General features: G+C 32.1%; 26 protein-coding genes. 8 read left to right on the top strand and 18 right to left on the bottom strand.

The genetic code is table 11. The annotated features are described in order from the left end of the window. Positions 1-80: 80 nt before the first annotated feature. The 6 genes from QNK89_RS10765 to QNK89_RS10740 form a co-directional block, all read right to left on the bottom strand. On the bottom strand, positions 81-242 hold the full coding sequence (locus QNK89_RS10765; RefSeq protein ID WP_340171057.1) for a tyrosine-type recombinase/integrase: 162 nt from the start codon (positions 240-242) through the stop codon (positions 81-83). Between the two features lie 169 nt (positions 243-411). Further along, positions 412-2649: a polyribonucleotide nucleotidyltransferase gene (locus QNK89_RS10760; protein ID WP_340171053.1), complete on the bottom strand. Its 2238-nt coding sequence runs from the start codon at positions 2647-2649 to the stop codon at positions 412-414. A 192-nt stretch (positions 2650-2841) separates the two neighbouring features. Then, the gene (rpsO, locus tag QNK89_RS10755) at positions 2842-3111 is read right to left on the bottom strand and encodes a 30S ribosomal protein S15 (RefSeq protein ID WP_340171056.1); all 270 of its coding nucleotides are present in this window, start codon (positions 3109-3111) and stop codon (positions 2842-2844) included. A gap of 150 nt (positions 3112-3261) precedes the next feature. Next, positions 3262-4119: an acetyl-CoA carboxylase, carboxyltransferase subunit beta gene (accD, locus tag QNK89_RS10750; protein ID WP_340171052.1), complete on the bottom strand. Its 858-nt coding sequence runs from the start codon at positions 4117-4119 to the stop codon at positions 3262-3264. A gap of 216 nt (positions 4120-4335) precedes the next feature. Then, entirely contained in the window at positions 4336-5403 is a 1068-nt protein-coding gene (gene fbaA, locus QNK89_RS10745; RefSeq protein WP_340171051.1) for a class II fructose-bisphosphate aldolase, read from the bottom strand. Between the two features lie 116 nt (positions 5404-5519). Continuing rightward, complete coding sequence (locus tag QNK89_RS10740; RefSeq protein WP_340171050.1) at positions 5520-8051, bottom strand: BamA/TamA family outer membrane protein; 2532 nt, start codon at positions 8049-8051, stop codon at positions 5520-5522. A gap of 79 nt (positions 8052-8130) precedes the next feature. Here QNK89_RS10740 and QNK89_RS10735 point away from each other — a divergent pair, with 79 nt between their 5' ends. Next, positions 8131-8850 (top strand): RNA methyltransferase, encoded by a 720-nt coding sequence (locus tag QNK89_RS10735; RefSeq protein WP_340171049.1) that lies wholly within the window; start codon positions 8131-8133, stop codon positions 8848-8850. 15 nt (positions 8851-8865) lie between these two features. Here the strand turns inward: QNK89_RS10735 and QNK89_RS10730 are convergent, their stop codons facing one another. Further along, the gene (locus tag QNK89_RS10730; RefSeq protein WP_340171047.1) at positions 8866-9588 is read right to left on the bottom strand and encodes a porin family protein; all 723 of its coding nucleotides are present in this window, start codon (positions 9586-9588) and stop codon (positions 8866-8868) included. A gap of 1 nt (position 9589) precedes the next feature. Continuing rightward, positions 9590-10321, bottom strand: a complete 732-nt coding sequence (ubiE, locus tag QNK89_RS10725) for a bifunctional demethylmenaquinone methyltransferase/2-methoxy-6-polyprenyl-1,4-benzoquinol methylase UbiE (RefSeq protein WP_340171055.1) — start codon at positions 10319-10321, stop codon at positions 9590-9592. Between the two features lie 95 nt (positions 10322-10416). Here ubiE and trkA point away from each other — a divergent pair, with 95 nt between their 5' ends. The 4 genes from trkA to QNK89_RS10705 all read left to right on the top strand — a co-directional run bounded on the left by trkA (position 10417) and on the right by QNK89_RS10705 (position 14112). Then, complete coding sequence (gene trkA, locus QNK89_RS10720) at positions 10417-11766, top strand: Trk system potassium transporter TrkA (RefSeq protein ID WP_340171046.1); 1350 nt, start codon at positions 10417-10419, stop codon at positions 11764-11766. Positions 11767-11772: 6 nt separating this feature from the next. Continuing rightward, positions 11773-13278 carry a potassium transporter TrkG gene (locus QNK89_RS10715; protein ID WP_340171045.1) on the top strand — a complete coding sequence of 502 codons (1506 nt, stop codon included), beginning with the start codon at positions 11773-11775 and terminating at the stop codon, positions 13276-13278. Between the two features lie 105 nt (positions 13279-13383). Beyond that, positions 13384-13605, top strand: coding sequence for a hypothetical protein (locus QNK89_RS10710; protein ID WP_340171044.1), 222 nt, complete (start codon positions 13384-13386; stop codon positions 13603-13605). Between the two features lie 234 nt (positions 13606-13839). Then, positions 13840-14112, top strand: coding sequence for a hypothetical protein (locus QNK89_RS10705; RefSeq protein WP_340171043.1), 273 nt, complete (start codon positions 13840-13842; stop codon positions 14110-14112). A gap of 357 nt (positions 14113-14469) precedes the next feature. Here the strand turns inward: QNK89_RS10705 and QNK89_RS10700 are convergent, their stop codons facing one another. Next, the gene (locus tag QNK89_RS10700; protein ID WP_340171042.1) at positions 14470-15657 is read right to left on the bottom strand and encodes a pyridoxal phosphate-dependent aminotransferase; all 1188 of its coding nucleotides are present in this window, start codon (positions 15655-15657) and stop codon (positions 14470-14472) included. A 34-nt stretch (positions 15658-15691) separates the two neighbouring features. Then, the gene (locus tag QNK89_RS10695; protein ID WP_340171041.1) at positions 15692-16786 is read right to left on the bottom strand and encodes an acyl-CoA desaturase; all 1095 of its coding nucleotides are present in this window, start codon (positions 16784-16786) and stop codon (positions 15692-15694) included. 143 nt (positions 16787-16929) lie between these two features. Between QNK89_RS10695 and rsmG the strand changes: the two genes are divergently transcribed. The 3 genes from rsmG to QNK89_RS10680 all read left to right on the top strand — a co-directional run bounded on the left by rsmG (position 16930) and on the right by QNK89_RS10680 (position 18658). Beyond that, positions 16930-17559: a 16S rRNA (guanine(527)-N(7))-methyltransferase RsmG gene (gene rsmG / locus QNK89_RS10690; RefSeq protein ID WP_340171040.1), complete on the top strand. Its 630-nt coding sequence runs from the start codon at positions 16930-16932 to the stop codon at positions 17557-17559. A 194-nt stretch (positions 17560-17753) separates the two neighbouring features. Next, positions 17754-18281: an inorganic diphosphatase gene (locus tag QNK89_RS10685; RefSeq protein WP_340171039.1), complete on the top strand. Its 528-nt coding sequence runs from the start codon at positions 17754-17756 to the stop codon at positions 18279-18281. Between the two features lie 89 nt (positions 18282-18370). Beyond that, complete coding sequence (locus QNK89_RS10680; RefSeq protein ID WP_340171037.1) at positions 18371-18658, top strand: twin-arginine translocase TatA/TatE family subunit; 288 nt, start codon at positions 18371-18373, stop codon at positions 18656-18658. A gap of 56 nt (positions 18659-18714) precedes the next feature. Here the strand turns inward: QNK89_RS10680 and QNK89_RS10675 are convergent, their stop codons facing one another. The 8 genes from QNK89_RS10675 to QNK89_RS10640 form a co-directional block, all read right to left on the bottom strand. Continuing rightward, the gene (locus QNK89_RS10675; RefSeq protein ID WP_340171035.1) at positions 18715-18897 is read right to left on the bottom strand and encodes a hypothetical protein; all 183 of its coding nucleotides are present in this window, start codon (positions 18895-18897) and stop codon (positions 18715-18717) included. 44 nt (positions 18898-18941) lie between these two features. After that, on the bottom strand, positions 18942-19583 hold the full coding sequence (locus QNK89_RS10670; protein ID WP_340171033.1) for an O-methyltransferase: 642 nt from the start codon (positions 19581-19583) through the stop codon (positions 18942-18944). A gap of 134 nt (positions 19584-19717) precedes the next feature. After that, on the bottom strand, positions 19718-20803 hold the full coding sequence (locus QNK89_RS10665; protein WP_340171031.1) for an amidohydrolase family protein: 1086 nt from the start codon (positions 20801-20803) through the stop codon (positions 19718-19720). Between the two features lie 98 nt (positions 20804-20901). Next, complete coding sequence (locus QNK89_RS10660) at positions 20902-21429, bottom strand: 3-hydroxyanthranilate 3,4-dioxygenase (protein ID WP_340171030.1); 528 nt, start codon at positions 21427-21429, stop codon at positions 20902-20904. A 195-nt stretch (positions 21430-21624) separates the two neighbouring features. Continuing rightward, on the bottom strand, positions 21625-22407 hold the full coding sequence (locus QNK89_RS10655) for an SDR family oxidoreductase (protein WP_340171054.1): 783 nt from the start codon (positions 22405-22407) through the stop codon (positions 21625-21627). Between the two features lie 109 nt (positions 22408-22516). Next, the gene (locus QNK89_RS10650) at positions 22517-23953 is read right to left on the bottom strand and encodes an aldehyde dehydrogenase (RefSeq protein WP_340171029.1); all 1437 of its coding nucleotides are present in this window, start codon (positions 23951-23953) and stop codon (positions 22517-22519) included. A gap of 35 nt (positions 23954-23988) precedes the next feature. Beyond that, positions 23989-26304: a beta-glucosidase BglX gene (bglX, locus tag QNK89_RS10645; protein ID WP_340171028.1), complete on the bottom strand. Its 2316-nt coding sequence runs from the start codon at positions 26302-26304 to the stop codon at positions 23989-23991. 18 nt (positions 26305-26322) lie between these two features. After that, positions 26323-26754 carry a RidA family protein gene (locus tag QNK89_RS10640; RefSeq protein WP_340171026.1) on the bottom strand — a complete coding sequence of 144 codons (432 nt, stop codon included), beginning with the start codon at positions 26752-26754 and terminating at the stop codon, positions 26323-26325. Between the last annotated feature and the right edge of the window lie 4 nt (positions 26755-26758).

The following is a 26758-nucleotide window of genomic DNA, read 5'->3' as shown; positions in this document are numbered from 1 at the left end:
GTCAGGATATAGTAACTTTTTTGTTACTGTTATCCCATTAAGATAATTTATTGCAGTATCTAATGGGCTTTTTATTTGTTCTAAGTCTTTTCTGGTTTGCTATGTCCTAATAATTCTTGAATATGTCTTATGCTAATGCCTTGTTCCAGCATATGTGTTACGTAACTATGTCTTAGAGTATGTGGTGTTACTGTTTTTGTTATTCCTGCAAGTTTAGTGTTTTTTTTAAGAAATGCACGAATGGATTCTTTACTGTAATTACTAACTTTTGGGTTCTCTATAAAATATATCTTTCGGTTTTAGGTGTTGTAGTGATCATAATAATAAAAGTATATTTATTAAGTTTAAGTGTATAAAAAAAGCCCAACATTGCTGTTGGGCTTTTTAATATATTAAGAGTCTAAAAAAGAATTAATCTTCTTTTCTTGGTGCTCTTGGTTTTCTATCGTCACGACGATTGTCTCTACCTCTGTTATCACGTCCACCAGAACGTTTATCGTCTCTTGGTTTTGGCGCTACATAACCTTCAGGTTTTTCTAGCAATGCTTTACGAGATACTTTTTCTTTACGTGTTCTTGGATCTAGTCCAAAATACTTTACGTTAAAAACGTCACCCATATTTACTACGTCAGTTACATTTTCTGTACGCTCCCATGCTAATTCACTTACGTGTAATAACACTTCGTTTCCTGGAGCATCCATATACTCTACAACAGCACCAAAATCTAACATTTTGATTACTTTTACTTCGTATGATTTTCCAACTTCAGGCTTAAACAATATAGCGTCTATTTTTGCCATTACAGCATCAATACCTGCGCTACCAACACCTAAAATTTCTACGATACCTTCTTCAGTCACTGGATCTTCGTTAATAACGATAGTTGTCTCAGTTTCTTTTTGCATTTCTTGAATTACTTTTCCACCAGGTCCAATTAAGGCTCCAATAAATTCGTTAGGAACACGTCTTGTAACCATAGTTGGTGCATGTTCTTTAACTTCTGCATTAGGAGTTTCAATAGTATCTGTTAATTTTCCTAAGATATGTAAACGACCATCACGCGCTTGTTTTAGTGCATTCACTAAAATCTCGTAGCTTAATCCTTTTACTTTAATATCCATTTGGCAAGCAGTAATACCTTCAGAAGTACCAGTAACTTTAAAATCCATATCACCAAGGTGATCTTCATCTCCTAAGATATCAGATAATACAGCGTATTTTCCAGATTCTGCATCAGAAATTAATCCCATTGCAATACCAGAAACTGGTCTTATCATTTGTACACCTGCATCCATTAATGCCATTGTTCCAGCACATACAGTTGCCATAGAAGATGAACCATTAGATTCTAATACTTCTGAAACAACACGAACTGTGTAAGGGCAATCTTCAGGAATCATTCCTTTTAAACCACGTTGTGCTAAATTACCATGTCCAACTTCTCTACGAGAGGTTCCACGAATTGGTCTAGCTTCACCTGTACAAAAAGGAGGGAAGTTATAATGTAAATAGAAATTCTCCTCACCTTCGTAAGATGGCATATCTATTTTGTTTGCGTCTCTAGACGTTCCTAAAGTAACTGTTGCTAATGCTTGCGTTTCTCCACGTGTAAATATTGAAGAACCATGTGTTGATGGTAAGTAATCTACCTCACACCAAATTGGTCTAATCTCATCCGTTTTTCTACCGTCTAAACGTAAACCTTCATCTAAGGTTAAATCTCTAATAGCAGCTTTTTCAGCTTTACGGTAATAATCTGAAATTAATCCGCCAAAATCTTCAGTTTCTTCTTCAGAAAAAGAGGCTTTAATATCTTCTTTTATTTCTTTAAACGCAGCAGTTCTTTCATGCTTAGAAGATCCAGCTTTTGCAATAGCATAAACCTTATCATAAGCCATGTCATGAATTTTCTTTGCTAAATCTGCTTCAACTCTTTCTCCTTCGTATTCACGAACGTCTTTCTTTCCGAATGCTTCAGCTAATCTTAATTGAGCTGCACACTGTACTTTAATAGCTTCGTGAGCAAACTTAATAGCATCTGCCATTTCGTCTTCAGAAATCTCATCCATTTCACCTTCAACCATCATTACAGAATCAGCACTTGCTCCAATCATCATATCGATGTCAGACTCTGCTAATTGAGCTCTTGTTGGGTTGATTACAAATTCACCGTTTATACGTCCAACTCTTGCTTCAGAGATAGCACATTCAAAAGGGAAATCTGATAACTGTATAGCTGCCGATGCTGCTAATCCAGCCATTGCATCTGGCATTACGTTTTCGTCATGAGACATTAACTGAATCATTACTTGCGTTTCTGCTGTATAATCTTTTGGGAATAATGGACGTAATACTCTGTCTACTAAACGCATTGTTAATACTTCGCCATCACTTGGTCTTGCTTCTCTTTTAAAGAAACCTCCAGGATAACGCCCTGCAGCTGCAAATTTCTCTCTGTAATCTACTGTTAATGGTAAAAAACCAAGATCTTTTTGTTCGTAATTGGAAACAACTGTACATAACATCATACATTTTCCTGAGGTAACAACAACAGAACCATGTGCCTGTTTTGCTAGCTTTCCGGTTTCGATAGTGATTTCTCTACCATCTCCAAGGTCAATGACCTCTTTAAATACTTTTGGAATCATAAATTTTTTAATTATTATTCAGATGATTAGTAGGTCATTCGGAATTTTGGGTTAAACATTGGTAGTTGTGTGTGTAGTAGTGTCCAATGAAAAACTATAATTAGCTTCTTCAAATTTGGAGTTTAGACTCTTCCAAAACGAGTTAATTTATAACAAAAAACCACGCTGTTAGGCGTGATCTTTATATTGAGATTATTTTCTTAATCCTAATTCTTTTACTATCGCACGATATCTTAAGACATCTTTCTTAGTTAAGTAATCAAGTAAGCTTCTTCTTTTACCTACTAACATTACTAACGAACGCTCTGTATTATAATCTTTACGATTGTTTTTTAAGTGTTGTGTTAAGTGCTCAATTCTATGAGTAAATAATGCAATCTGTCCTTCTGAAGAACCAGTGTTTTTTGCATCTTTACCGTGTTTTTTAAAGAGTTCCTCTTTAGCTTCTTTTGATAAATACATTCTAATATTATTGTAAATGATTGTTATGTACACGAAAGCTTATCTTTCGAGCGGCAAATATACGTTTTTTTGTTTAATTGCAAACTTTTTATGCAAAAAGACCTGTTGCCTTTTTTAAAAGAGGACAGGTCTTTAATATTTGCTTTGAATTTAATCCCTTAAAGGTTGATTGGTAATTAAATCTATGTATAAATTCACTTTGTTTTTTAGATCTTTTCGAAGTGTAATAAAATCTAAAAACCCGTGTTCTAATAAAAACTCAGAAGTTTGGAAACCTTCTGGTAATTCTTTTCCAGTTGTATCTCTAACAATTCTGGGTCCTGCAAAACCAATTAATGCTCCAGGTTCTGAAATATTAATATCCCCTAACATAGCAAAAGAAGCAGTTGTTCCTCCTGTTGTTGGATCTGTACATAATGAAATGTATGGTAATCCAGCATCTGCTAGTTGTGCTAGTTTAGCTGATGTTTTTGCTAATTGCATTAAAGATAACGCAGCTTCCATCATTCGAGCACCACCAGATTTTGAAATAATCATGAAAGGTATTTTCTTTTTTAAAGCATAATCTGCTGCTCGAGCAATTTTTTCTCCTACTACAGATCCCATAGAACCTCCAATAAAACTAAAATCCATAGCTGCAACAACTAAGTCGTTACCTTTAGATTTACCTACTGCACAACGTACTGCATCTGTTAATTTTGTTTTTTCCTGAGCTGCTTTTAAACGGTCTGGGTATTTTTTTGTGTCTTCAAATTTAAGAGGATCTTTAGAAGATAAATCTTTATCTAGCTCTTTAAATTTATTGTCATCAAATAATATTTCGAAGTACTCTTTACTTCCTATTCTAACGTGGTAACCGTCTTCTGGGCTTACGTAGAAATTTTTTGCTAGTTCTTCAGAATCAACAACTTTACCAGTAGGAGATTTGTACCACAATCCTTTTGGGATATCTTTTTTCTCTTCGGTTGAAGTTGTAATTCCTTTTTCTTTTCTTTTAAACCAAGCCATATTGATTTACTTTTTTAAGTTTTAAGATTTTAAAATTACCTAAAATCTTTGCTATTAGTTAGTTTTTGTCTTTATAAAACACAAGGATGCAAAACTACTATTTTTATCGATACAACTCAACATTTGATGTCGCTATCTGTTAGTTGGTTGTTTTTTTAAATAAAAAATCCCGTTTTAATTCTTTTAAAACGGGACTTGAAAGTGAAATATATTATTTTACAATGTGTTTACATTGTTTAAATCTTTAAATGCTTTTTTTAGTCTTTCTACAAAAGTTATTTCTCCTTCTCTTAGCCATTTTCTTGGGTCGTAATGCTTTTTGTTTGGAGATTCTGGACCATCTGGTGAACCAATTTGAGCTTTTAAATACTCTGCTTTTTCTCCCATATAATCACGAACACCTGTCATAAATGCATATTGCATGTCTGTGTCAATATTCATTTTAATTACGCCATAGCCAATTGCTTCTTGAATTTCTACTTCTGTAGAACCAGAACCACCATGAAAAACAAAATCGATATGATTGTGCTCTACACCATATTTTTTAGAGATATGCTCTTGAGAATTCTTCAAAATTTTTGGTGTTAATTTTACATTTCCTGGTTTGTATACACCATGAACGTTTCCAAATGCTGCTGCAATTGTAAATTGATCACTAACTTTACTTAACTCTTCGTATGCGTAAGCAACTTCCTCTGGTTGCGTGTATAGTTTATACTCGTCTACATTGCTATTGTCTACACCATCTTCTTCGCCACCTGTTATTCCTAATTCTATTTCTAAAGTCATGCCCATTTTGCTCATGCGCTCAAGGTATGTTTTACAAATTTCAATGTTTTCTTCTAGAGGTTCTTCACTTAAATCAATCATGTGTGAACTGTAAAGCGACTTCCCAGTTTCTTTAAAGTGTTGCTCGCTTGCATCTAATAAACCATCAATCCAAGGTAATAATTTTTTAGCACAATGGTCGGTGTGTAAAATTACAGGAACACCATAAGCTTCTGCCATTAAATGCACGTGTTTTGCGCCAGCAATAGAACCAGCAATTGCTGCTTTTTGATTTTCGTTACTTAATCCTATTCCCGCATTAAAAACGCCTCCACCATTAGAAAACTGAATTATTACAGGAGCATTTAAAGCTGCAGCTGTTTCTAAAACACCATTTATAGAATTTGAGCCAATAACATTAACTGCTGGTAAGGCAAAGCCTTTTTCTTTTGCTAATTTGAATATAGCTTGAACTTCTTTTCCTGTAGCTACTCCTGGTTTTATATTATGTGACATTATCTATTGTTTTAGTTGAAAATTGAGTCTCAAAAGTAAGCAATTTCTGAAGATTTTTTATTAAAATGAATAATAAAACTGCGAAAACGATGTAGTGTAATTAAGATAAATAGTTTTTAAAAAGGATAGTTTATACCTATATTATAAACAGCATTAGCAAAGTTATAATCTTTAAGCCAACGTTCTCCTTCTCTATAAGCTGGATCGTAGGTTTTAAAGCCAATATCACCTCTTAATATAAAGAAGTTAAAATCGTATCTCAAGCCAAAACCTGAGCCAATAGCTATATCTTTAATTGAGGATAATGAGTTAAAAGTTGATGCTTCATCGTCAACATCATCTAGAACATTCCAAATGTTTCCCGCATCCACAAATAAAGCACCATTTAGTGCTCCAAAAAGATTAAATCGATTTTCTGCGCTTAATGCAATTTTCATGTTTGCTTCGTTAAACTCGTTTAAAGATTCTGAGCTTCCAGGTCCCAAATCATAAGCAGCCCAAGCACGATTATCGTTAGCTCCACCACCAAAAAAACTTTTAAGAAAAGGAATGTTTCTAGAGTTACCATAAGGGATTGCAATACCAAAAAAAGAGCGAACAGCAATTACGTTTTTAGAACCTAAATCCCAATATTTAATATAGTCTAATTCTGTTTTAACATACTGAGAGAATGCAACGTTAAACAGTTCGTATTTATCATTATCATTCTTATCTAACCCTAAAATATTTGCCGTTGTTGCAAAAACATTTCCTGCTAATTCCACTCTTAATCTAAAAATAGAAAAGTCGTTGTCGAATAAATTATCACGTCTATCTTTTGTAAAACTAAAATTTGTGGCAAGAATAAGATTGTCTTCAGTTAATCTATCTTTTCTCTCGCTTATAGAATTAACATTTTGAAGATCAGTTGTAGAAATACCATTTACATTTCCGTTTAAAGCATCTTCAATAAATTGGTTGGCTTGAGTAGGTAAGGTTAAAGTTTCACCGCTGGATAAATATCCTGAATTTATAGCAACATCATTTAAATTATTAAATGCATTCTCATAAACATTAAAATAATTTCCTGTATTTAAATTTTTTACAAATTGAATGTTAAAAAGGTCTATTCTATTCGAGACCTTATCATTTGGAAACCACCTGTAATTAAAAGCTCCTGTAGCTGTTTGCCTATCTAAACCAACATTAGTTTGGCTTGTTGTAGCTAAACTAATTCTCGTGGATGGAAACATAGAACTTGGGATTATTTTTTCGGTATTGAAAGGAGAAAATAACCTTGGTATGGTTAATCTTAAATTAGCTCCAATTTCATTAATATCGAAAAATTGATCACTTTCATTTGAGCCGTCTTTAGAAGCACCAACAGAAGCGATACCAGAAAGCTCAAGAGTCTCTGCGCCTTTAAATACATTACGCATTAATATGCTTGGGTTTAAGGAGAAACCAATAGTTTGTATGTTACTTTGTGAGGCTTCGGCACTAAAACCAAGTGAGAAACGCTTTAATGGTGTTAAATAAATATTTGCTGTTAATGTGGTATCCTTAGTGTTTTCTATGTATTCTATTTTTGGGTACTTAAATGTTTTTAAGTTACTAATTCTTCTAGAAGTTAGTGTTTTGTTTTTGTCTCTAAACAGTGTTTTTGGTTTTATAAAAACAGCATCAGTAAGCATTTTAGCGTTGTAACGTAATTTTTCTTTGCTATATATACTGTAGCCATTATAATTTATAGTGTTTGTAATAGGTATATCTTTATCTTCAAAAGAGTTGTTTGTGTAAATGTTTACGTCTTTTACTTTGTAGATTTTAAAAGGCTCGTATAATGTAGTATCTTCTTTTGTAACTGGTTTTTCACTTATATATAATTCGACATTTATTTTTTTTGTTTTCTCTATACTATCCATTCTAAAAAGAATATTATCCTGAGAAAAATGGTAAACACCAGAGTTTCTTAACATTTCTGTAATACGATCTCTTTCAGCCAATCCATCATTTGTTCTATATTGTATGCTGGATTTAAATAAAGATTTGTTTGAGGTGTTTTGGTACAAAGAATCTATAATAGGTGTTTCTATTCTTGTTGTAAGTGAATCTATTATGTACGGCTCACCTGTGGTTACTCTGTAAGTAACTCTTGCTCTTTGGTTATCTTCTCTAATAGTTTCGAAATCTGTTTTAACATCGAGCCATCCATTATTCCAGTAGTAGTCTTCAAGTCTTTTAGCCGTTTTTTTAGATAATGTATCGTTTACAATAACAGGTGCTTCTCCTGTTTTTTTTAACCAATTGTTAAACCCAAGCTTCATTTTTTGACCTTGATTGAATTGTTTTTTAGACAAAAATTTAATCTGTCTTTTAGTTTGTTTTGGGTTATCAGCAATTTTTGCTTTTAAAATAGAGTCTAAATTTGGTCGTGTCCAATTGTAAATATAAAGTCTGGTTTTAAAATTAATAAAAGGAATGCTATTATTAGGTTTCTGAAATATAAGGTTAGTTATAGCCTCTTTTTCTTCAGGATTATTATTTACTAGTATTGTAGTTTTAGTTAGTAAATGTGCGTTTTTTGGCACACGCTTAACAGAGTTACACGAGGTTAGAAAACCAAAAATTAAAATAATAAATAGTATTTTTGAATCTTGTATTATCAATTAAGCGGTCTTTAAAAGGATTTGTTTCAACTTTATACTCTAATTTTAAATCACTAAGATTCAAAAATACATTTTTTAAATGCTATCAAAAAGCCAAATAAAATTAATAACACGTCTCAAACAAAAAAAACATAGAATTTTAGATGGTTTTTTTATTGCTGAAGGCATAAAAGTGATTAATGAACTTTTAGAATCTTCTTTAGAGTTACATCATTTATTTACAACTCAAATTTTCAAAAGTCATACCAAAAACGAAACTATAATTACAGAAGTAGAATTAAAGAAAATTAGTTTTTTAACAACACCAAATAAGGCTTTAGCAATTTTTAAAATACCTAGTCCAAAGGCAATTGATGCTAAAGGCTTAATTGTTGCTTTAGATAGTGTGCGAGATCCAGGAAATTTAGGTACAATTATTAGATTGTGTGATTGGTTTGGTATTAAAGAATTAGTATGTAGTAAAGAAACGGTAGATTGTTATAACCCAAAAGTAATACAAGCGACAATGGGTTCTATTACAAGAGTAAATATTAGTTACTTAGATTTACATACTTTTTTAGCTGAAGCTAAAACACCAATTTTTGGAGCTTTTATGGATGGTAAAAATATTTATAAAAGTGAATTGCCAAAAGAGGGCATTATAATTATGGGAAATGAAGCAAATGGTATTTCTGAAGCTTTAGAAAAACAAGTTAAAAAACGTATTGCAATTCCACGTTTTGGCGATTTACAAGCTACAGAGAGTTTAAATGTAGCAACAGCAACAGCAATTTTGTTGAGTGAGTTTAAGAGAGGTTAAGATTGAAAGTGACTACTATCTAAAAGTAAAATTAATAAAAATTCCTCGTGTTTGCATAGAATTAATATTACCAGTCCATGGACTATTAGGATCTACATCTCTTATTAACTCATCATTAAACGCAAAAACGCCACGAATTGAAGGTGAGAACTTAAACCAGTATAAGTAAAAATCGATGCCAAAACCAACTTCATAAAATTGGACACTTCTAGCAGTTCTAAATCTACCACCAGTATTGTCTTCTGGGTTTTTTTCGTTACTCGATAAGTTTAAAGATGTTGCAACGCCTACAGTAATATATGGTTTTAGGTTATTAACACGCTTTGTAGAAAGCCTCATTAATAATGGAATATAAACATAAGTAGATTTTATTTCACGTAAAAAATCTGATGGACTTAGGTCTTCTATTGGTATTCCTTCAAAATAGTTTTCTGGATATTGTAAATTTCTTGAGGCAATTACTAAGCCAGGTTCTAATCTAAAATTTACATAGTCGTTAACACTAACATCTGCCACTAAACCAACATTAAAACCAGTTGTTCTTATGGTTTCTATATCTCCTTTATTATCATTATAATCTATTTTAAAGTCTAGATTATTTGCACCAAAGTAATATCCCCAACTTAAAGATTGCTTATCCATACTTTGGTTATTCTGTACTTTTTCTCGACTAAATAATTGAGCTGAACAAACAGTACTTGCTGTAATACAGATAAATAGGGCAATTAGTTTTCTCATGTTATTTTTTTGATGCTGTATATATAGTTGACACTCCAAAAGTTTGTGGCAAGTCTTTAACATTTATAAACCCAATATTACGTAAAATATTGTTTAATGCTTCACCATAAGGAAAAACAGAAGCGCTTTCGCTTAAATATTTATAAGCAGTTTTGTCTTTAGAAAATAATTTACCTACAGTAGGCAAAATAACTTTAGAGTGGAATTTGTAACCTTGTTTAAATGGGAGTTTTGTAGGAACAGAGGTTTCAAGAATTACAAAAGTGCCTCCTGGTTTTAATACACGTAATATATCTTTTAGTCCATTATCTAGAGTTTCAAAATTTCTTACACCAAAGGCAACAGTAATAGCATCAAACGAGTTGTCTTCAAAAGGCATGTTTTCACTATCTCCAATAATCATTTCAATTCTATTGTCAAGATTTTTAGCAGTAATTTTAGTTTTCCCAATCTCAAGCATTCCGCTACTTATATCTAGTCCAATAATTTTATTGGCATTAGTTTCAGCAAGGTTAATGGCTAAGTCTCCTGTTCCAGTTGCTATGTCTAGAACAGTTTCAGGATTGGTGGCTTTTACTATTTCTACTACTTTTTTTCTCCATTTAATATCTATACCAAAAGAGATTACACGATTTAAACCATCGTACTCTCCAGAAATAGTATCGAACATTTTTGTAACCTGCTCTTTCTTGCTCAGATTACTATCTTTATAAGGGTTAACTTTTTTCAAAATAATTTTTTTGCAAATATAATACATTGCTTAACCTTTAAGAAACAAGAAAACAATTAATTAATTATCTTTGTCATTACTTTCATATATAACAAACAATGAAAATAATTATTGCTGGAGCTGGTGAAGTTGGATTTCATTTAGCAAAATTATTGTCTTACGAATCGCAAGAAATTACGTTAATAGACACAGATAGATCAAGTCTATCTTATGCAGATAACCATTTAGATATTAAAGTTCTAAAAGGTGATGCAACTTCTATAGCTATGTTAAAAGAAGCAAAAGTAGAAGGCAGTGACCTTGTAATTGCTGTTACAGCCTCTGAAACTACTAACATTACAGTTTGTGTATTAGCAAAGCAATTAGGATCTAAGAGAACTATTGCAAGAATATCTAATACAGAGTTTATAACACACAAAGACGAAGTTGGTTTTACACGTTTTGGTGTAGACGAACTTATTTCTCCAGAAGCTCTTGCTGCTTCAGAGATACAACTTTTGTTAAATCAATCTGCTTTTAATGAAAGTTACGAGTTTGAAGATGGTGCATTAACAATGGTGAGTTTAAATTTAGCAAGAACAGCTTCTTTTGTTGGAAAATCTGTTAAAGAGGCAGCACAACATTTTTCTGAAATTCACTTTGTGCCAATAGCAATTCAGCGTTTTGGAACACAATATACCATAATACCAAGAGGAGATACTCAGTTTAAAGAAGGTGACACTGTAGTCTTTATAACTAGTGCAGGAGGAGGAGATGAATTGTGTAAAATGACAGGAAAAACAAATACTGCTATTAAGGATGTCATGATTCTTGGTGGAAGTAAAATTGGTTACAAAACTGCACGGGATTTAAGTTTAAAACAGTTTAATGTAAAACTTATAGAAAACAATAGGGAGGTCGCTTTTGATCTTGCAGATACATTAGAAAAAGTATTAGTAATTAATGGAGATGGAAGAAATGTCGAGCTGTTAGAAGAAGAAAATATTAGCGATATGGACGCTTTTATTTCCGTAACTGGTAACTCTGAAACAAACATAATGTCTTGCTTAGTTGCAAAATCTAAAGGTGTTAAAAAAACTATAGCGTTAGTTGAGAATATGGATTATTTCGAGTTGTCTCAATCTATAGGGATTGATACTTTGGTAAATAAAAAACTGTTAGCAGCTAATAATATCTTTAGATATATTAGAAAAGGAGAAGTTGTAGCTATGACAAAGCTTAACAACATGAATGCAGAGTTGTTAGAGTTTAGAGTAAAGAGTGATTCTAAAATTTGTAATCAACAAATCAAGGATGTTTCATTTCCACGTTCTGCAATTATTGGAGGTGTTATTAGAGATGGAGAAGGACTTATTGCTTTAGGAAGTTTTAAAATTCAAGAAGACGATTATATAGTGGTTTGTTGTCTGCCAAGATCAATAAAAGAGGTAGAGAAACTGTTCTTATAAATTATTATGTCTAAAAGCCTTAAACTTAATTATAAAATTATTTTCCATTTTTTTGGACTGCTATTTCTTTTTAATGGTGGGTTTATGCTACTTTCAGCATTGGTAAGTTTAATTTACAAAGATGGTGTAACATTAAAACTGTTTTTATCAGGCTTATTAACATTAGTTATTGGTGTTTCTGCTATGGTTTTCACTCGAAACCATAAAAAGGAAATGAATAAACGCGAAGGTTACATAGTTGTAGCTTTTGGATGGATTGTGATGGCTTTATCAGGCTCCATTCCTTATGTTTTTACAGATGCTATTCCTGGTTTTACAGATGCTTTTTTCGAAACTATGTCTGGTTTTAGTACCACTGGTGCTTCTATATTAAACGATATTGAAGCAGTTCCTGAAGGTGTTTTATTCTGGAGAAGTCTAACGCATTGGATTGGAGGAATGGGTATTATTGTTCTAGCTGTAGCCATATTACCATTACTAGGTATTGGAGGAATGCAACTATTTGCAGCTGAAGCTCCAGGACCAAGTGCAGATAAATTACATCCAAGAATAACAGATACAGCAAAACGATTATGGTTAATTTATTTTGGTTACACAGCTGCAGAAACTATTTTACTTCAAGCAGCAGGAATGACCTTTTTCGATGCTATAAATCATTCTATGAGTACTTTGTCTACTGGAGGATTTTCTACTAAAAATGCTAGTGTTGCTTATTGGAATAATATGCCAATGGTGCAATACATTATTATATTTTTTATGTTCTTGGCAGGAACAAATTTTGTATTAAGTTATTTTGCATTTAAAGGAAAGATATCTAAAGTTTATAAAGATGAAGAGTTTAAACTCTACTTTAAATTTATAGCTATTTTTACCATTATAGCTGCTGTAATTATTTACTTTAATGCAGATATTAGTATCTCTTCTATAGATCATCCACAAGTTTTAGGATCTGGAGAAAGCGCTTTTAGACATAGTTTATTTCAAGTTTTAGCAATTATAACAACAACAGGATTTGTAACTGCAGATTATACACTTTGGACACCTTTTTTAACAGTTTTCTTCTTTGGGTTGATGTTTTTAGGAGGTTCTGCAGGTAGTACCTCTGGAGGAATTAAAGTAGTAAGACATTTAATAACAATAAAAAATGGATTTTTAGAGTTTAAGCGTGCCTTACACCCTAATGCTATATTGCCAGTGCGTTATAACAAGCGCTCTGTTACAGGAGATATTGTTTTTAATATTTTAGGATTCTTTATTTTATACCTCTTGTCTTTTATTGTTGGTTCACTAGGTTTTTCTATGATGGAAATTGACTTTGAATCTGCTATTGGATTGGCAGCTTCAAGTTTAGGAAATGTTGGTCCAGCTCTAGGAGCTTTTGGACCAGTAAATAATTATGCTGCTTTGCCACCAATAGGTAAGTGGTGGGCTTCATTTTTAATGCTTATTGGACGATTGGAATTGTTTACAGTATTGATTTTGTTGACGCCTTTCTTTTGGAGAAATAGATAAATTATTTATTTGATTTTTTTTCTTTTTAGTCTAATTCATAATTAGTTCAGTGTAACAATTCTAAGATTAACTCGTCGTAATAATATAATCACAAAATATATTATCATGCAATCAATCATCAAATCAAAACAACACATAACTTACACTGGTTTTTTAAATTCTAATTATAAATCCATAGTGAATGAGAATTTTAAATCTTTAAAAAACAATTCTATTTTTAGTTTAAAACAAGGTTTAAAAAGAGAACAATTTAAAAATTGCTGTTTTGTAGAAACAGGATTAAAACTTGTTTTGTTTTTTACAGGAATCATTATTGCATTTAATTAATCTACTAATTGATCTATTTAGTTTTTAAATTCTAAATTGTAACAATTTGTAATAAAATACTATTTATATATAAAGTAGCTTTTATTTAATTATAGTTTTTATACTTTAATTAAAACCAAATAGATATTTAGAATTTGCAAGTTCTTAATCAGCATATCTATTCATTTAACTTATTGTTTAATGCCGAAAATATTTTCGGAATAATATTTAGAACTTATTGGCGGAGGAGGATTAATGGCAGCAGCAAATCAATCTTTAGACGCTAACCGTAAATTGGTTGGTAAGCTTAAGGAGAGTAGATTTAGCTTTATTCATACTAGTACAGAAAAAACCGAATATGATTTACCTAAAGCTTCACCTGAGGCTTTAAAAAGAATTCAGAATAAATTAGAACGAGAAAATAAATCAAGAAAGCAAAAACGGTTGTTATTAATTGGTGTTTTAGCAATTTTATTGGTTTTCGTTTTTAATATATTTTCTTTTGTACTGATTAAATTTACCTACTAAAAAACTAAACTATATTTATAAAAACAGAGAGAAATCATGAGCTTTGGAATTGTATAGTCTGCAATAGCTTCAATGAAAAATAACAGAAGTTTTTTGTCTAAAAGAGATAAGTTAAAGAATATATTAAGTACTTCTAAAAAAAGAATAACAGAATATAATCTACCAAAATCTACACCAGAGAGGTTGAAACGTATCAAGAATATAATGTAATGTGAAAATAAATTGAGGCAGCAAAAACAATTTGCACTCATTGGATTATTTACCTTGATTTTAGTTTTAGCCTTTGTTTACATTATGTTATAAAAAAAGCATCTAAATTGATTTTAGAGGCTTTTGTACTATTAAGGTTTGATTTATTTATACTAATACAGCCTTAATTCTCTTAACTGCTTCTTTAATTTGTTCTTGCGAAGCAGCATAACTTATTCTTATACAATCTGGATTTCCAAAAGCATCACCAGTTACTGTTGCAACAAGTGCTTCTTCTAAAAGGTAAAGAGAAAAATCTGTAGCATTATTTATGTTTGTTCCGCGTAATGTTTTTCCAAAGAAAAAAGAAACATCTGGAAACACATAAAAAGCACCTTCTGGTGTATTGGTTTTAAAACCTTCAATATCTTCTAATAAATTTAAAACCATATCACGACGAATCTTAAACTCGTCAATCATATAACCAACAACACTAGAATCTGCTTTTAAAGCAGTAATAACAGCGCGTTGTGCAATACAATTTGTACCACTTGTTACTTGACCTTGCATTTTGTTGCAGGCACGAGCAATCCAATCTGGAGCACCAATAAAACCAACTCTCCAGCCTGTCATTGCAAAGGCTTTAGAAACACCATTTACGGTTACCGTTCTATCAAACATGCCATTAATACTAGCCATGCTAGCATGTGGTTTTCCAGTATAGTTTATGTGTTCGTAAATTTCATCTGAAATAACATATATGTTTGGGTATTTTACTAAAACTGAAGCCAAAGCTTCTAACTCTTCTTTGCTATATAAAGATCCACTTGGGTTACAAGGTGAGCTAAACCAGAGCATTTTTGTTTTTGGCGTAATGGCTGCTTCAAGTTGTGAAGCTGTCATTTTAAAATCGTTTTCTATAGATGTTTTTACTTCTACAGGAACGCCTTCTGCTACTTTTACAATATCGCTATAACTAACCCAATAAGGACAAGGTAGTATAACTTCGTCTCCTTTGTTTAGTAGCACTTGTGCTACGTTATATAAAGATTGTTTAGCTCCAGTAGATACTACTATTTGTGGTAACGTATAAGTTAGGCTGTTGTCGCGTTTAAACTTAGTTATTACAGCTTCTTTTAATTCTACATAACCATCTACAGGTGTGTAAGAATTGTAATTTTCGTTTACAGCTTCTATAGCTGCATTTTTAATAAAATCTGGTGTGTTAAAGTCTGGTTCTCCCAAACTTAAACCTATAATGTCTTTACCTTCTGCTCTTAGCTCTCTTGCTTTTGCTGCCATAGCTAAAGTAGCAGATGTGGACATGTTTGTAATTCTATCTGAAAGTAGGCTCATTGTTAATTGTTGGTTTGTTGAAATGCAAAAATAGTTAAGCCATATTAGGCTTCATACCTAATACTTTTAATTGTTGATAGTGTTCTCCTATTGCTTTCCAAATAGTGTTGTATTCGTTGTAAGGCAAACTAAATTCTTTTGCAGTTTCTTTAACAATTTTTGCTATGTTTTTGTAATGTACATGACTAATATGCGCAAATAAGTGATGTTCAACTTGTCTATTTAATCCACCTGTGTAAAATTCTACTAACCAGTTTTTAGGAGAAAAATTTGAAGTAGTAAATAATTGATGGATAGCCCAAGTGTTTTTCATATTGCCATTTTCGTCTGGAATAGGCATTTCTGTATTAGGCATAACATGTGCTAATTGAAAAACAACACTTAAAATCATTCCTGCAGTATAATGCATTATAAGAAAGCCTATTAATACTTGCCACCAGACATAGCCTATAGATAATGGTAAAATAACCCAAATTGTGTAATAAACTATTTTACCAATAATTAGCTTAGTCCATTGTGTTGCTGGTTTTGGGAATTTACCATAAGATAGTTTTCTCTTAAGATAAATGTAAGTTTGTATAAAGTCTGTAGTTATAGCCCAGTTTACAGTTAATAATCCATAAAGTAAAAAAGCATAGTATTTTTGATATTGATGGATTTTTAACCATTTAGAATGTTTAGAGAAACGAATTATTCTTCCAGCATCTATATCTTCATCATGTCCTTGAATATTAGTGTAGGTATGGTGTAATACATTGTGTTGTACTTTCCAGTTATAATCGTTTCCAGCTAGAATATGGATGCTACTTCCCATTAATTTATTAACCCATTTCTTACAAGAAAAAGAACCATGATTGGCATCATGCATAACATTCATGCCAACTCCAGCCATACCAATACCTATAACCATCATAGATAATATTTGAAGCCAAGTAGGCAACTCTACTATTAATATAAGAACCAGAGGACCAAGTAATAATGTAAACATTACTATGGCTTTAAGATACAATTTCCAATTACCAGTTTTCTTAATGTTATTTTCTTTAAAGTAAGTATTAACACGCTTGTTTAGTGTCTTGAAAAACTTGGCAGAGTCTTTTCTTGAAAAAGAGATTGTTTGTTTTTTCATGCTATTAATTTTTTTTTATTTAGAGCTATAATTTTTTAGTAAAAAATATAACAACAAAGATAAATAATAATGACGTGCTTATAAATAAATTTATCATAAAAATGCACAATAAATTTCTCTACTTTTGTGCAAAATTTAAAAGTATGGAGTTAATTCTTAAGTATTTTCCTAACCTTTCTGAGGATCAGATTAATAAGTTTATTAAACTAGAATCTTTGTACCAAGATTGGAATTTAAAAATAAACGTTGTTTCTAGAAAAGATATAGACGAGTTATATCTGCGTCATGTGTTGCATTCTCTTGCTATTGCAAAGGTTATGGCTTTTAAAGATGAAACTAAAATTATAGATGTTGGAACTGGAGGAGGATTTCCTGGAATTCCATTAGCAATATTATTTCCAGAATGCGATTTTCATTTGGTAGATAGTATCGCAAAAAAACTTAAAGTTGTAAATGAGGTTGCAGAAGGATTAGGTCTTGAAAATGTAAAAACAACACATTCTAGAATAGAAGATATAAAAGGAACTTACGATTTTGTTATTAGTAGAGCTGTTGCTGCTATGCCAACTTTTGTGCATTGGATAAAAGGAAAAGTTGCCAAGCAACATAATAACAATCTTAAAAACGGTATACTTTACCTTAAAGGAGGCGATTTAACTCAAGAATTACAAGACTACAAAACGGCTACTGTTTATAACATATCAGATTTTTATTCCGAAGATTTTTATGAAACTAAAAAAGTAGTACACTTACCCATTAAATACAAGGTTTAAACATAATAAAGTCAAGCTTTCTACTAGATTAAGTTTATTAAAATGTTATCAAATTTAATCTAAAGCTAGAATTCTTGTACATACTTAAATAATCTCGTACTTTTGCAGGCCAAAAAACTAAAGGTTTTTCGTGTAAAAATTAATGTAAATAATTAGCTCTCTTTTATGTGAGAGCATGTAAAATAAATATTTAAATGAGTCCAGCAGGAAAATTAACGTTCGACGTTTTAATAGAAATACCAAAAGGAAGTAGAAATAAATACGAATACGATTTTGAATTAGGCAAAATACGTTTCGATCGTATGTTATTTTCTTCAATGATGTATCCTGGAGATTACGGTTTTATTCCAGAAACATTAGCATTAGATGGAGACCCATTAGATGTTTTGGTTATGGGTACAGAGCCAACATTTCCAATGTGTGTTGTAGAGGTAAAGCCAATAGGTGTATTCCATATGGCAGACGAAAAAGGACCAGACGAGAAGTTAATTTGTGTTCCAGTAACAGATCCTATTTGGAACAGTTATAACGATATCAACGATTTAAATCCACATAGAATTAAAGAAATTACACACTTTTTTCAAGTATACAAAGATTTAGAAAAGAAAAAAGTTGACGTTGGTGGTTGGGGAGACGCAAAAGAAGCCTATGATATTTTAAATAAATGCATAGACCGTTACGAAACTAGTGAGCACAAAAAAACAGGTAATTTTACAATTTAATTATTGCCTATCCACAAAAAAAAGCCTTTTAGAACTTATTTTTAAAAGGCTTTTTACATTTAAAACTAATTACTTACTATATTTGTGCTGTGTTACAGTTAACAACATTTTTATTTATCGGAGGTCAAGAGTTTATTTTAATTATTCTTGCTGTAGTTATGATTTTTGGCGCAAAAAACATACCTGAAATCGCTAGAGGTTTAGGTAAAGGTATGCGTATGCTTAAAGATGCTAGTAATGATATTAAAGGCGAGATTACTAAAAGCGCTGAGAAAAACGGATTAGACACAAGTATTACAAAAGACGTACAAGACGAACTTAAAAAAGTAAAAGACGACTTAGAAGATTTTACTGGTTCTATAAGTAGAAAAATGTAATCTTAATTATTATACTCTTTTCTGAATAGGTTTTTATTAATTATTGAAATTAATATTTAATTCAAAGCCCAAATTAATGCTTTCTCTTTTGTAGCTCTAAATATGGTATTGTATTTTTCATTAGGCTCATTAGAATATTTCCAAATTAAAGAGTCTTGAGTATTTTTTTTAAAAGCCTTTGCAAAGCTTTCTAGTTTTATAAATTTTTGAAAAGGTGTTAATAGTAAATCTTTAATCATCTTTTATATCTTATTAAATGTTTTAAATTAACTAGGAATAGATTTTAAATTTTCCTGCTAATAGTTAATCCATCTCTAATAGGTAACACAACAGTTTCAAACCTAATATCTTCTTTTAAAAGCGTATTGTAATCTAAAACGGCTTTTGTCATTTTATCTTTTGGGTTTAATTTTTCAATAACCTTACCACTCCACAATACATTATCTGATAAAATTATGCCACCAGGATTTAACTGGTCTACAATTAAGTTGAAGTAATTAATATAATTGTCTTTATCGGCATCAATAAAGACCAAATCAAATGTTTTTTTAAGTTCAGGAATAATATCTAAAGCATTTCCTAAATGCTGAATTATTTGTGTTCCATATATAGATTTATCAAAAAAAACACGTTGAAAATCGAAAAGTTCTTCATTTACATCTATAGTATCAATTTTGCCTTTGTTTTTTAATCCTTCTGCTAAACACAATGTTGAATAGCCTGTAAAAGTACCAATTTCTAATATGTTTTTTGGGCTTATTAATTTTGAGATCATACTCAATACACGACCTTGGTAGGGACCACTAGACATTCGTGGTTGTAATATTTTCTGGAATGTTTCTCGAGTCAATTGTTGTAATAGTTCTGGTTCATTTTCAGAATGTGCCACCACATAATTGTCAAGTTTTTCTGGAATAAAATGCATGAGTCAATTTTAAATTATGCTATACAATACTACAACAATAAGTATAATCGTAATTATTAAATAGGCAGCACCAAGTGACATTGCTTTAGTTCTACGATATTTATCTATTATATCCTCATTCTTGTCATTATACATTATCCTAATATACGTTTAACCAATTTATCTTTAGCAGCTTGATCATCACCACACAACCATTGTACTACATTGTTTTCCCAAATGTCATCATGTTCGGTTTTAGTAATAATTTTTCTTTCTATTGCTAAATCTAAAATCTTTCCTGGATAAGAACTTTGTTTTTCACTCTCCATTTCTCCTAAAGGATATGGATCGTCAAGACCCATAATGACTTGTTTAGAACCTTGGTTTCTAATTAATAATTCTAATCCGCCAGTGTCGTGTACTAAAGTATCGAAAAAAATGTTTTTGTGTCCAACCGCTTTTCTTGGATGTGTTTTGCCTTCAAATAAATCTGGTCTTCCATCAAAACCTTGAATACGTCTTCCTAAGTTTATTTGTGCTAATTGTCCGCCATGCGCAAAACAAGTACGCATATTTGGATACTTATCTGCATAACCATTTAAGGTTAGAAAGTGGTATGCATCTGCACATTGTGCTAACATCCAAATTAAATGAAAACGCCAAGAGGTGTTTTCTAGTTTTATAAATTTTTCACCATCGTATGGATGAATTTCTACAGCAAGATTGTATTTGTTAGCCAATTCAAAAATAGGCTCGTTTTCTTCGTCAAAAATGCAACGCCAAGTACCAATAGTGTCCATATAATGTGTTGGTAAACATAAAAGTTGCATACCCAATTCTTCTACACAGCGCTCAATTTCCCAACAGGCACCACGCACAAAACCAGGATGTACAACAAAGCCACAGGTAAATTTACTTGGGTTTTCGCGTTGAACTTTTGCATTAAAATCGTTCTGAAACTTTAGCGCTTGCTTCATTTCTTCTACACGCAAACCATTACCATATAACTGCGATAAATTAAGTACAACAGCATGATCCAATTTATTACGTTTCATCCATTCTAGTTTTTCGTCTAAGAAAAAGCTAGAATCTGTTACAGGACGGCTCCAGTCTTTTTGAAGCATGAATTTTCGATCTTTATCAACCCAAAAAATACCTTTATCTTGCATAAACTGAGGTATTTCCTCGGGATATGGTAATAAATGTGAGTGGCCGTTAATTCTAAGTTTGCGTTTTTCCATTTTGTCTTTCCTGCGAATGCAAAAATCTTATTAATGTCTTCTGTTACAATATACAAATTGCATTGCCAAAAGGCTCGCAATTACAAGTTGGTTTTTGTTTATTTTACTTTGCTAGGTGGTTGCATGACTGTACTACATTTTTTGCAAGTCCGTTTTTTTTCATTGTTGTAAAATTTATCAAAAATTACAGGCATATCAGTTTCTATATTATCAAGTTTAAACTTTTTCTTATATAACTTCTCATTGCAATTTTCGCAATACCACACAAGTGCATCCTTCATTTTTTTAGAACGTGGATATTCTATTACTAAACCAACAGTATTTGCTCCACGTTGCGGAGAATGTGGCACTTTTGGAGGTAATAAATAAATATCACCTTCCTTAATGTGTACATCTTTTGGCGTGTCTCCATCCATTATTTTTAAAACCATATCACCTTCTACTTGGTAGAAAAATTCAGGTGTTTCGTTATAATGGTAATCTTTTCTATTATTTGGTCCGCCAACAACCATAACAATAAAATCGCCATCATTCCATACACACTTATTACCAACTGGGGGTTTTAATAAATGTCTATTCTCATCTATCCAAGCTTTAAAATTTAGGGGAGACACTAGTTTACTCATGGTTTTATATTTTGGGCGTTACCCTAAAAAGGGTCAGGCTTTTTGCTATATCTTTTTTTTAAACTTGTTCTCGATACATTTTGTTCATACTTCACAAAACACTCGAACTTACGTTTAAAAAAAAGGATGTCGCTTCAATCCTTAACGCAGATTAATCAATTCAATAAAAATAGGAATAAAAAACGAATTAGAGAATTATAAACTCTTTGTTCTTCCTCCGTCTACAGGTAGGTTTATGCCATTAATATATGCTGCACGTTCGCTGGCTAAAAATGTTATGGCATCGGCCAATTCTTCTGGTTTTGCAAAACGCTTAGCTGGTACAGCGCTTTTCATTGCATTTGCAGACTCTTCTTCGGTATTTCCAGATTTAGCAGACTTGTTTTTTATTATTTCTGCTAAACGATCTGTTCCTGTTGCTCCAGGTAGTACATTGTTTACTGTAATACCAAATTGGCCAAGTTCGTTGGCTAATGTTTTACTCCAATTAGCAACTGCACCACGAATGGTATTGCTAACTCCAAGGCCATCTAAAGGTTGTTTAACCGACGTAGATATTACATTTATTATACGCCCATATTTTTCATCTTTCATGAACGGTACGACAGCTTGTGCTAACACATGATTACATTTTAAATGTTGTGTAAAAGCATTTTCAAATTCGTCTATGGCTGCTGAAAATACTGGTCCGCCTTTTGGACCTCCAGTATTATTAACAAGGACATGGAAACCGTGATTTCTAGAAACATAGTCTGTAACTCTGGCTTTTAATTCTGAAGGATTAGAAAAATCTGCTACTATATAATCGTGATTTCTGTGTTGAGGTAATTCTGCTAAAGTCACTTTTAGTTTCTCTTCGTTTCTAGCAATAAGGGTGACTTGCACACCTTCTTCTGCTAATGCAATTGCTGTAGCTTTTCCTATTCCTGCTGTGCTTCCGCAAACTAATGCGTATTTGTTGTTTAGATTTAGATTCATTTCCATCCCAACCTTCTCTAAGGGAAGGCGTTTTGTTAGTTGTTAATATTTTATTTCGTTTTATTTTTCCAGAAGAGTGTCTTCCCTTTGGGAAGAATCTGATGGGATTTTAATATTTTATACAAACATTCTTAGCTTCGGTGAAAAAGCGTAGCGCTTCAAATCCGCCTTCACGACCAACACCAGATGCTTTTACACCACCAAAAGGTGTTCGTAAATCGCGCATCATCCAGGTGTTAACCCAAACAATTCCTGCTTGTAGTTGGTTACTTAATTGCATCGTTCTTTTTAAATTGTTAGTCCAAAGTGTTGCAGAGAGTCCATACTTTACTTTGTTGGCCATTTGTAACACTTCATCTTCACTTTTAAATGGCATGATAGTAACTACTGGTCCAAAAATTTCTTCTTGGTTTACTCTACATTCGTCAGATTCTACTTCTATTACGGTAGGTTCTAAATAATAACCGTTTTCGTATCCTTTTACAGTCACTTGATTACCGCCGCAAAGTATTGTCCCGTTTTCAGCTTTAGCAATGTCTATATATTCTTTTACTTTTTCTAAATGTGGTTTAGAAACTAATGCGCCAATATTTGTTGCTGCTTCAGTGGGATGACCGACTTTTAAAACCTTTACTTTTTCAATAAAATCTTTTTTAAATTTCTCATAAATAGAAGCTTCTACAAAAATTCTGCTTCCGCATAAACAAATTTGCCCTTGATTTGCAAAAGATGATCTTACAGTTGTATTTAACATGTCTTCATAATCACAATCTGCAAAAATAATATTTGGGTTTTTTCCACCTAATTCCAAAGAGAGTTTTTTAAATAGTGGAGCCGCTACTTTTGCAATATGAGCTCCTGTTGCAGTACCACCTGTAAAACTAATGGCTTTAATATCTTCATGTTCTATAATGGCTTGACCTGTTGTTGTGCCTAATCCATGGACGATGTTTAATACACCTTTTGGTAGGCCTGCTTGGTTGCAAATTTCTCCTAAAAGAAAAGCGGTCATTGGTGTTACTTCGCTTGGTTTTGCAACTACACAGTTTCCTGCTGCAATTGCAGGTGCAATTTTCCATGTAAAGAGATAGAGTGGGAGGTTCCAAGGAGAAATACAACCTACAACTCCAATAGGTTGGCGTAAGGTGTAATTTATTGCTTCGCCAACACTTTCGTGGCTTTCACTTGCAAATTGAGTAATGGCATTTCCGAAAAATCTAAAATTACTAGCTGCTCTTGGTATGTCTATAGCTTTAGCCAGACTGACAGGTTTGCCATTATCTTTACTCTCTGCTTCTGCAAAACGATCAAGATTGGCTTCTAGTAATTCGGAAATTTTAATTAATATTCTGCTACGCTCTTCAAAAGTAGTTTGAGACCAAATAGGAAAAGCAGACTTTGCAGCTATATACGCGTTTTCTATATCTTCTTTTGTCGAGTTAGGAATTTGTCCGTAGATTTCTCCATTACTAGGATTATAATTGTCTATCCAGTGATTACGAATTGGGTTATGAAATGTTCCGTTTATGTAGTTTTGAATGTTCATAATTTTATGATGGCTATATATAAGAATAACTGTTATTAATTTATTAATTCAATTTCTTTTTCAATGGTGTCTACAGAATTACTTCCAATATAAACTTTGAAATCACCAACTTCTGTAATAAAATCTCCGTCATTATTATAAAAGCCTAATAAGTTTTTGTTTAAAACAAAATTAACGGTTTTTGTTTCTCCTTTTTTTATTGCAATGAGTTCGAACCCTTTTAATTCTTTAACTGGTCTAGTAATGCTTCCAACGAGATCTCTTATATATAATTGAACAACTTCCTTTCCATCAAAATTGCCAGTATTCGTTACATCTATAGATAATTCTATTGTTTCATTTAATTTAAATTTAGAGCCATTGATTTTAAAGTTACTATATTTAAATTTGGTATAACTTAATCCGAATCCAAAAGGAAATAATGGCGTGTTTTTAGAATCGCTATAATGTGACCAAAAAACATTATCTCCATCATTAGAAGGTCTTCCTGTATTTTTGTAATTATAATACAGTGGCAGTTGACCTACATTTCTGGGAAAGGACATGGGTAATTTTCCGCTAGGATTATAATCACCATATAATACTTCTGCTATAGCATTACCAGATTGCGAACCTAGTTGCCATGCTTCTACAATTGCTGGAATATTTTTTGTAGCCCATTCTATTGCTAATGGCCTACCATTATTTAAGACTAGAACTATGTTTTTATTAACTTTAAAAATGGCTTCTAATAATTCTTGTTGTAATCCAGGTAATCCTAAGCTTGTTCTACTTCTTCCTTCGCCACTTTGGAAACCATGTTCACCAAGAACCATTACAACAATATCTGACTCTTTTGCTGCTTTTATAGCTTCGGGAAACTTAGATTTATCGTTTTGATTAATAACTACTTCGTTAACAAATGAAGCTTGTCCAATTATTAAATCAACACCTTTTTGGTAGTTTAAGGTATTTCCATCATACTTTTGCATGCCTTCTAAAACAGATACTGCAGTGTTATCATCTGATGCAATTCTCCAACTCCCTAGTGGGCTATTTTTATCGGCAGCTAAAGCACCAATAAGAGCGATTTTTTGTCCTTCTTTTTTAAGTGGAAGTATATTGTTTTCGTTTTTTAGAAGCACAATAGATTTTTTTGCTATATATAAAACCGCTTCTTGATGTTTAGGATTGTAAAGCGTATTTTTTTCATTTTTAATATCACAATATTTATAAGGATTATCGAATAAGCCTAATTCAAATTTAACTCTTAAAATACGTCTAACGGCATCATCTATTATGGATTCTTTTACATCTCCATTTTTCACCAATTTAGCTAGCTCTTCAACATAAGCATAGCCTTCCATATCCATATCTGAACCTGCATTAACAGCTATTTTAGATGCTTCCTTACTGTCTTTTGCGTGTCCCCAATTTATAAGTTCTCTTATGGATGCCCAATCTGAGACTACAAATCCTTGAAAATTCCATTTTCCTTTTAAAATTTCTCTTTGTAAATAAGAATTACCAGTTACTGGTATGCCATTGAGTTCATTAAAGGAATTCATAAATGTTTTTACATCTGCTTGTACGGCAGCTTCAAAAGGAGGTAATACAATATTGTGTAACGTGGAAGCACCAATATCTACTGTGTTATATTCTTTTCCGGCCTCCACGAATCCGTAAGCAGCAAAATGTTTTGCGCAAGCAGCAATAGTATTAGTAGCTTTTAAATTGTCTCCCTGAAAACCTTTTATTCTTGCAGTAGCAATTTTGCTAGCTAAAAATGGATCTTCTCCAGCACCTTCCATAACGCGTCCCCATCTTGCATCTCTTGTGATGTCTACCATAGGCGCAAATGTCCAATTAATACCTGCGGATGAAGCTTCTGTGGCTGCCACTCTTGCGGATTTTTGTATGGCATCTAAATCCCAACTGGAGGCTTCTGCTAGAGGAATAGGGCTGAGTGTTTTGAAACCATGAATAACATCGAATCCAAATAATAAAGGAATTCCTAAACGTGTATCTTCTACTGCTATTTTTTGAAACGCTCTAACGTGTTCAACGCCTTTTACATTTAGCATTGCTCCAACCAAGCCTTTTTTTATATGCGTATATTTAATTTCTGCACTTCCGTTTTTTGGTGCTGGACCCGTTACATCCCAAAAGTCACTATATTGATTCATTTGACCAACTTTTTCTTCTATGGTCATAATATGTAATAATGAATCAATTTTATTTTCAATTTCAACCTTTTGTCCGGTTGTTTTATGTATTAAACTATTATTCTGTTTAGTACTGCTTTTTTTACAGCTAGATATAGAAAATAGAGATAGAAGCAAAATAGTTATGTACTTTAATGTATTTCTCACAGATAAGAATTTTATTATTTATCGCGTTTTATAAGCCATTACTTTAATTTCTACTACCAAATCTGGATGCGGTAATTGGTGCACTGCTACTGTAGTTCTTGTTGGTCCTGTTTCTTTATCAAAAAACTCTCCATAAGCTTTGTTATAACCTGCAAAGTCATTCATGTTTACTAGAAATGAGGTGACGTCTACAACATCTTTTAAACTAGCTCCAACCTTTTTAAGATTGGTATCTATGTTTTTTAAAACCTCACGCGTTTGTACTTCTGCGTTTAGTCGTTTGGTTCCCATGTTGTCTATAATATCGACTCCTGCAATGGTATTATCCGCTCTACGTGAACTTGTTCCAGAAACGAAAATAAAATCGCCAACGCGTTTGGTGTGAGGATATGCGCCTCTTGGTGTTACTTTTGTTCCTTCTGAAATAGGGATCTCATTTTTTTTACTCATAATA

Source organism: Lacinutrix sp., assembly GCF_037625555.1.
Taxonomy (GTDB): domain Bacteria; phylum Bacteroidota; class Bacteroidia; order Flavobacteriales; family Flavobacteriaceae; genus Lacinutrix.
The sequence above is the reverse complement of the archived record's forward strand: the minus strand, read 5'-3'. Positions and strand labels throughout refer to the sequence as shown.

Bases quoted from the DNA above. Each gene is read 5' to 3' on its own strand.
- QNK89_RS10760 (WP_340171053.1), bottom strand. From the start codon at position 2,649: ATGATTCCAAAAGTATTTAAAGAGGTCATTGACCTTGGAGATGGTAGA.
- rpsO (WP_340171056.1), bottom strand. From the start codon at position 3,111: ATGTATTTATCAAAAGAAGCTAAAGAGGAACTCTTTAAAAAACACGGT.
- accD (WP_340171052.1), bottom strand. From the start codon at position 4,119: ATGGCTTGGTTTAAAAGAAAAGAAAAAGGAATTACAACTTCAACCGAA.
- fbaA (WP_340171051.1), bottom strand. From the start codon at position 5,403: ATGTCACATAATATAAAACCAGGAGTAGCTACAGGAAAAGAAGTTCAA.
- QNK89_RS10735 (WP_340171049.1), top strand. From the start codon at position 8,131: ATGCTATCAAAAAGCCAAATAAAATTAATAACACGTCTCAAACAAAAA.
- QNK89_RS10730 (WP_340171047.1), bottom strand. From the start codon at position 9,588: ATGAGAAAACTAATTGCCCTATTTATCTGTATTACAGCAAGTACTGTT.
- trkA (WP_340171046.1), top strand. From the start codon at position 10,417: ATGAAAATAATTATTGCTGGAGCTGGTGAAGTTGGATTTCATTTAGCA.
- QNK89_RS10715 (WP_340171045.1), top strand. From the start codon at position 11,773: ATGTCTAAAAGCCTTAAACTTAATTATAAAATTATTTTCCATTTTTTT.
- QNK89_RS10710 (WP_340171044.1), top strand. From the start codon at position 13,384: ATGCAATCAATCATCAAATCAAAACAACACATAACTTACACTGGTTTT.
- QNK89_RS10705 (WP_340171043.1), top strand. From the start codon at position 13,840: ATGGCAGCAGCAAATCAATCTTTAGACGCTAACCGTAAATTGGTTGGT.
- QNK89_RS10700 (WP_340171042.1), bottom strand. From the start codon at position 15,657: ATGAGCCTACTTTCAGATAGAATTACAAACATGTCCACATCTGCTACT.
- QNK89_RS10695 (WP_340171041.1), bottom strand. From the start codon at position 16,786: ATGAAAAAACAAACAATCTCTTTTTCAAGAAAAGACTCTGCCAAGTTT.
- rsmG (WP_340171040.1), top strand. From the start codon at position 16,930: ATGGAGTTAATTCTTAAGTATTTTCCTAACCTTTCTGAGGATCAGATT.
- QNK89_RS10685 (WP_340171039.1), top strand. From the start codon at position 17,754: ATGAGTCCAGCAGGAAAATTAACGTTCGACGTTTTAATAGAAATACCA.
- QNK89_RS10675 (WP_340171035.1), bottom strand. From the start codon at position 18,897: ATGATTAAAGATTTACTATTAACACCTTTTCAAAAATTTATAAAACTA.
- QNK89_RS10670 (WP_340171033.1), bottom strand. From the start codon at position 19,583: ATGCATTTTATTCCAGAAAAACTTGACAATTATGTGGTGGCACATTCT.
- QNK89_RS10665 (WP_340171031.1), bottom strand. From the start codon at position 20,803: ATGGAAAAACGCAAACTTAGAATTAACGGCCACTCACATTTATTACCA.
- QNK89_RS10660 (WP_340171030.1), bottom strand. From the start codon at position 21,429: ATGAGTAAACTAGTGTCTCCCCTAAATTTTAAAGCTTGGATAGATGAG.
- QNK89_RS10655 (WP_340171054.1), bottom strand. From the start codon at position 22,407: ATGAATCTAAATCTAAACAACAAATACGCATTAGTTTGCGGAAGCACA.
- QNK89_RS10650 (WP_340171029.1), bottom strand. From the start codon at position 23,953: ATGAACATTCAAAACTACATAAACGGAACATTTCATAACCCAATTCGT.
- QNK89_RS10640 (WP_340171026.1), bottom strand. From the start codon at position 26,754: ATGAGTAAAAAAAATGAGATCCCTATTTCAGAAGGAACAAAAGTAACA.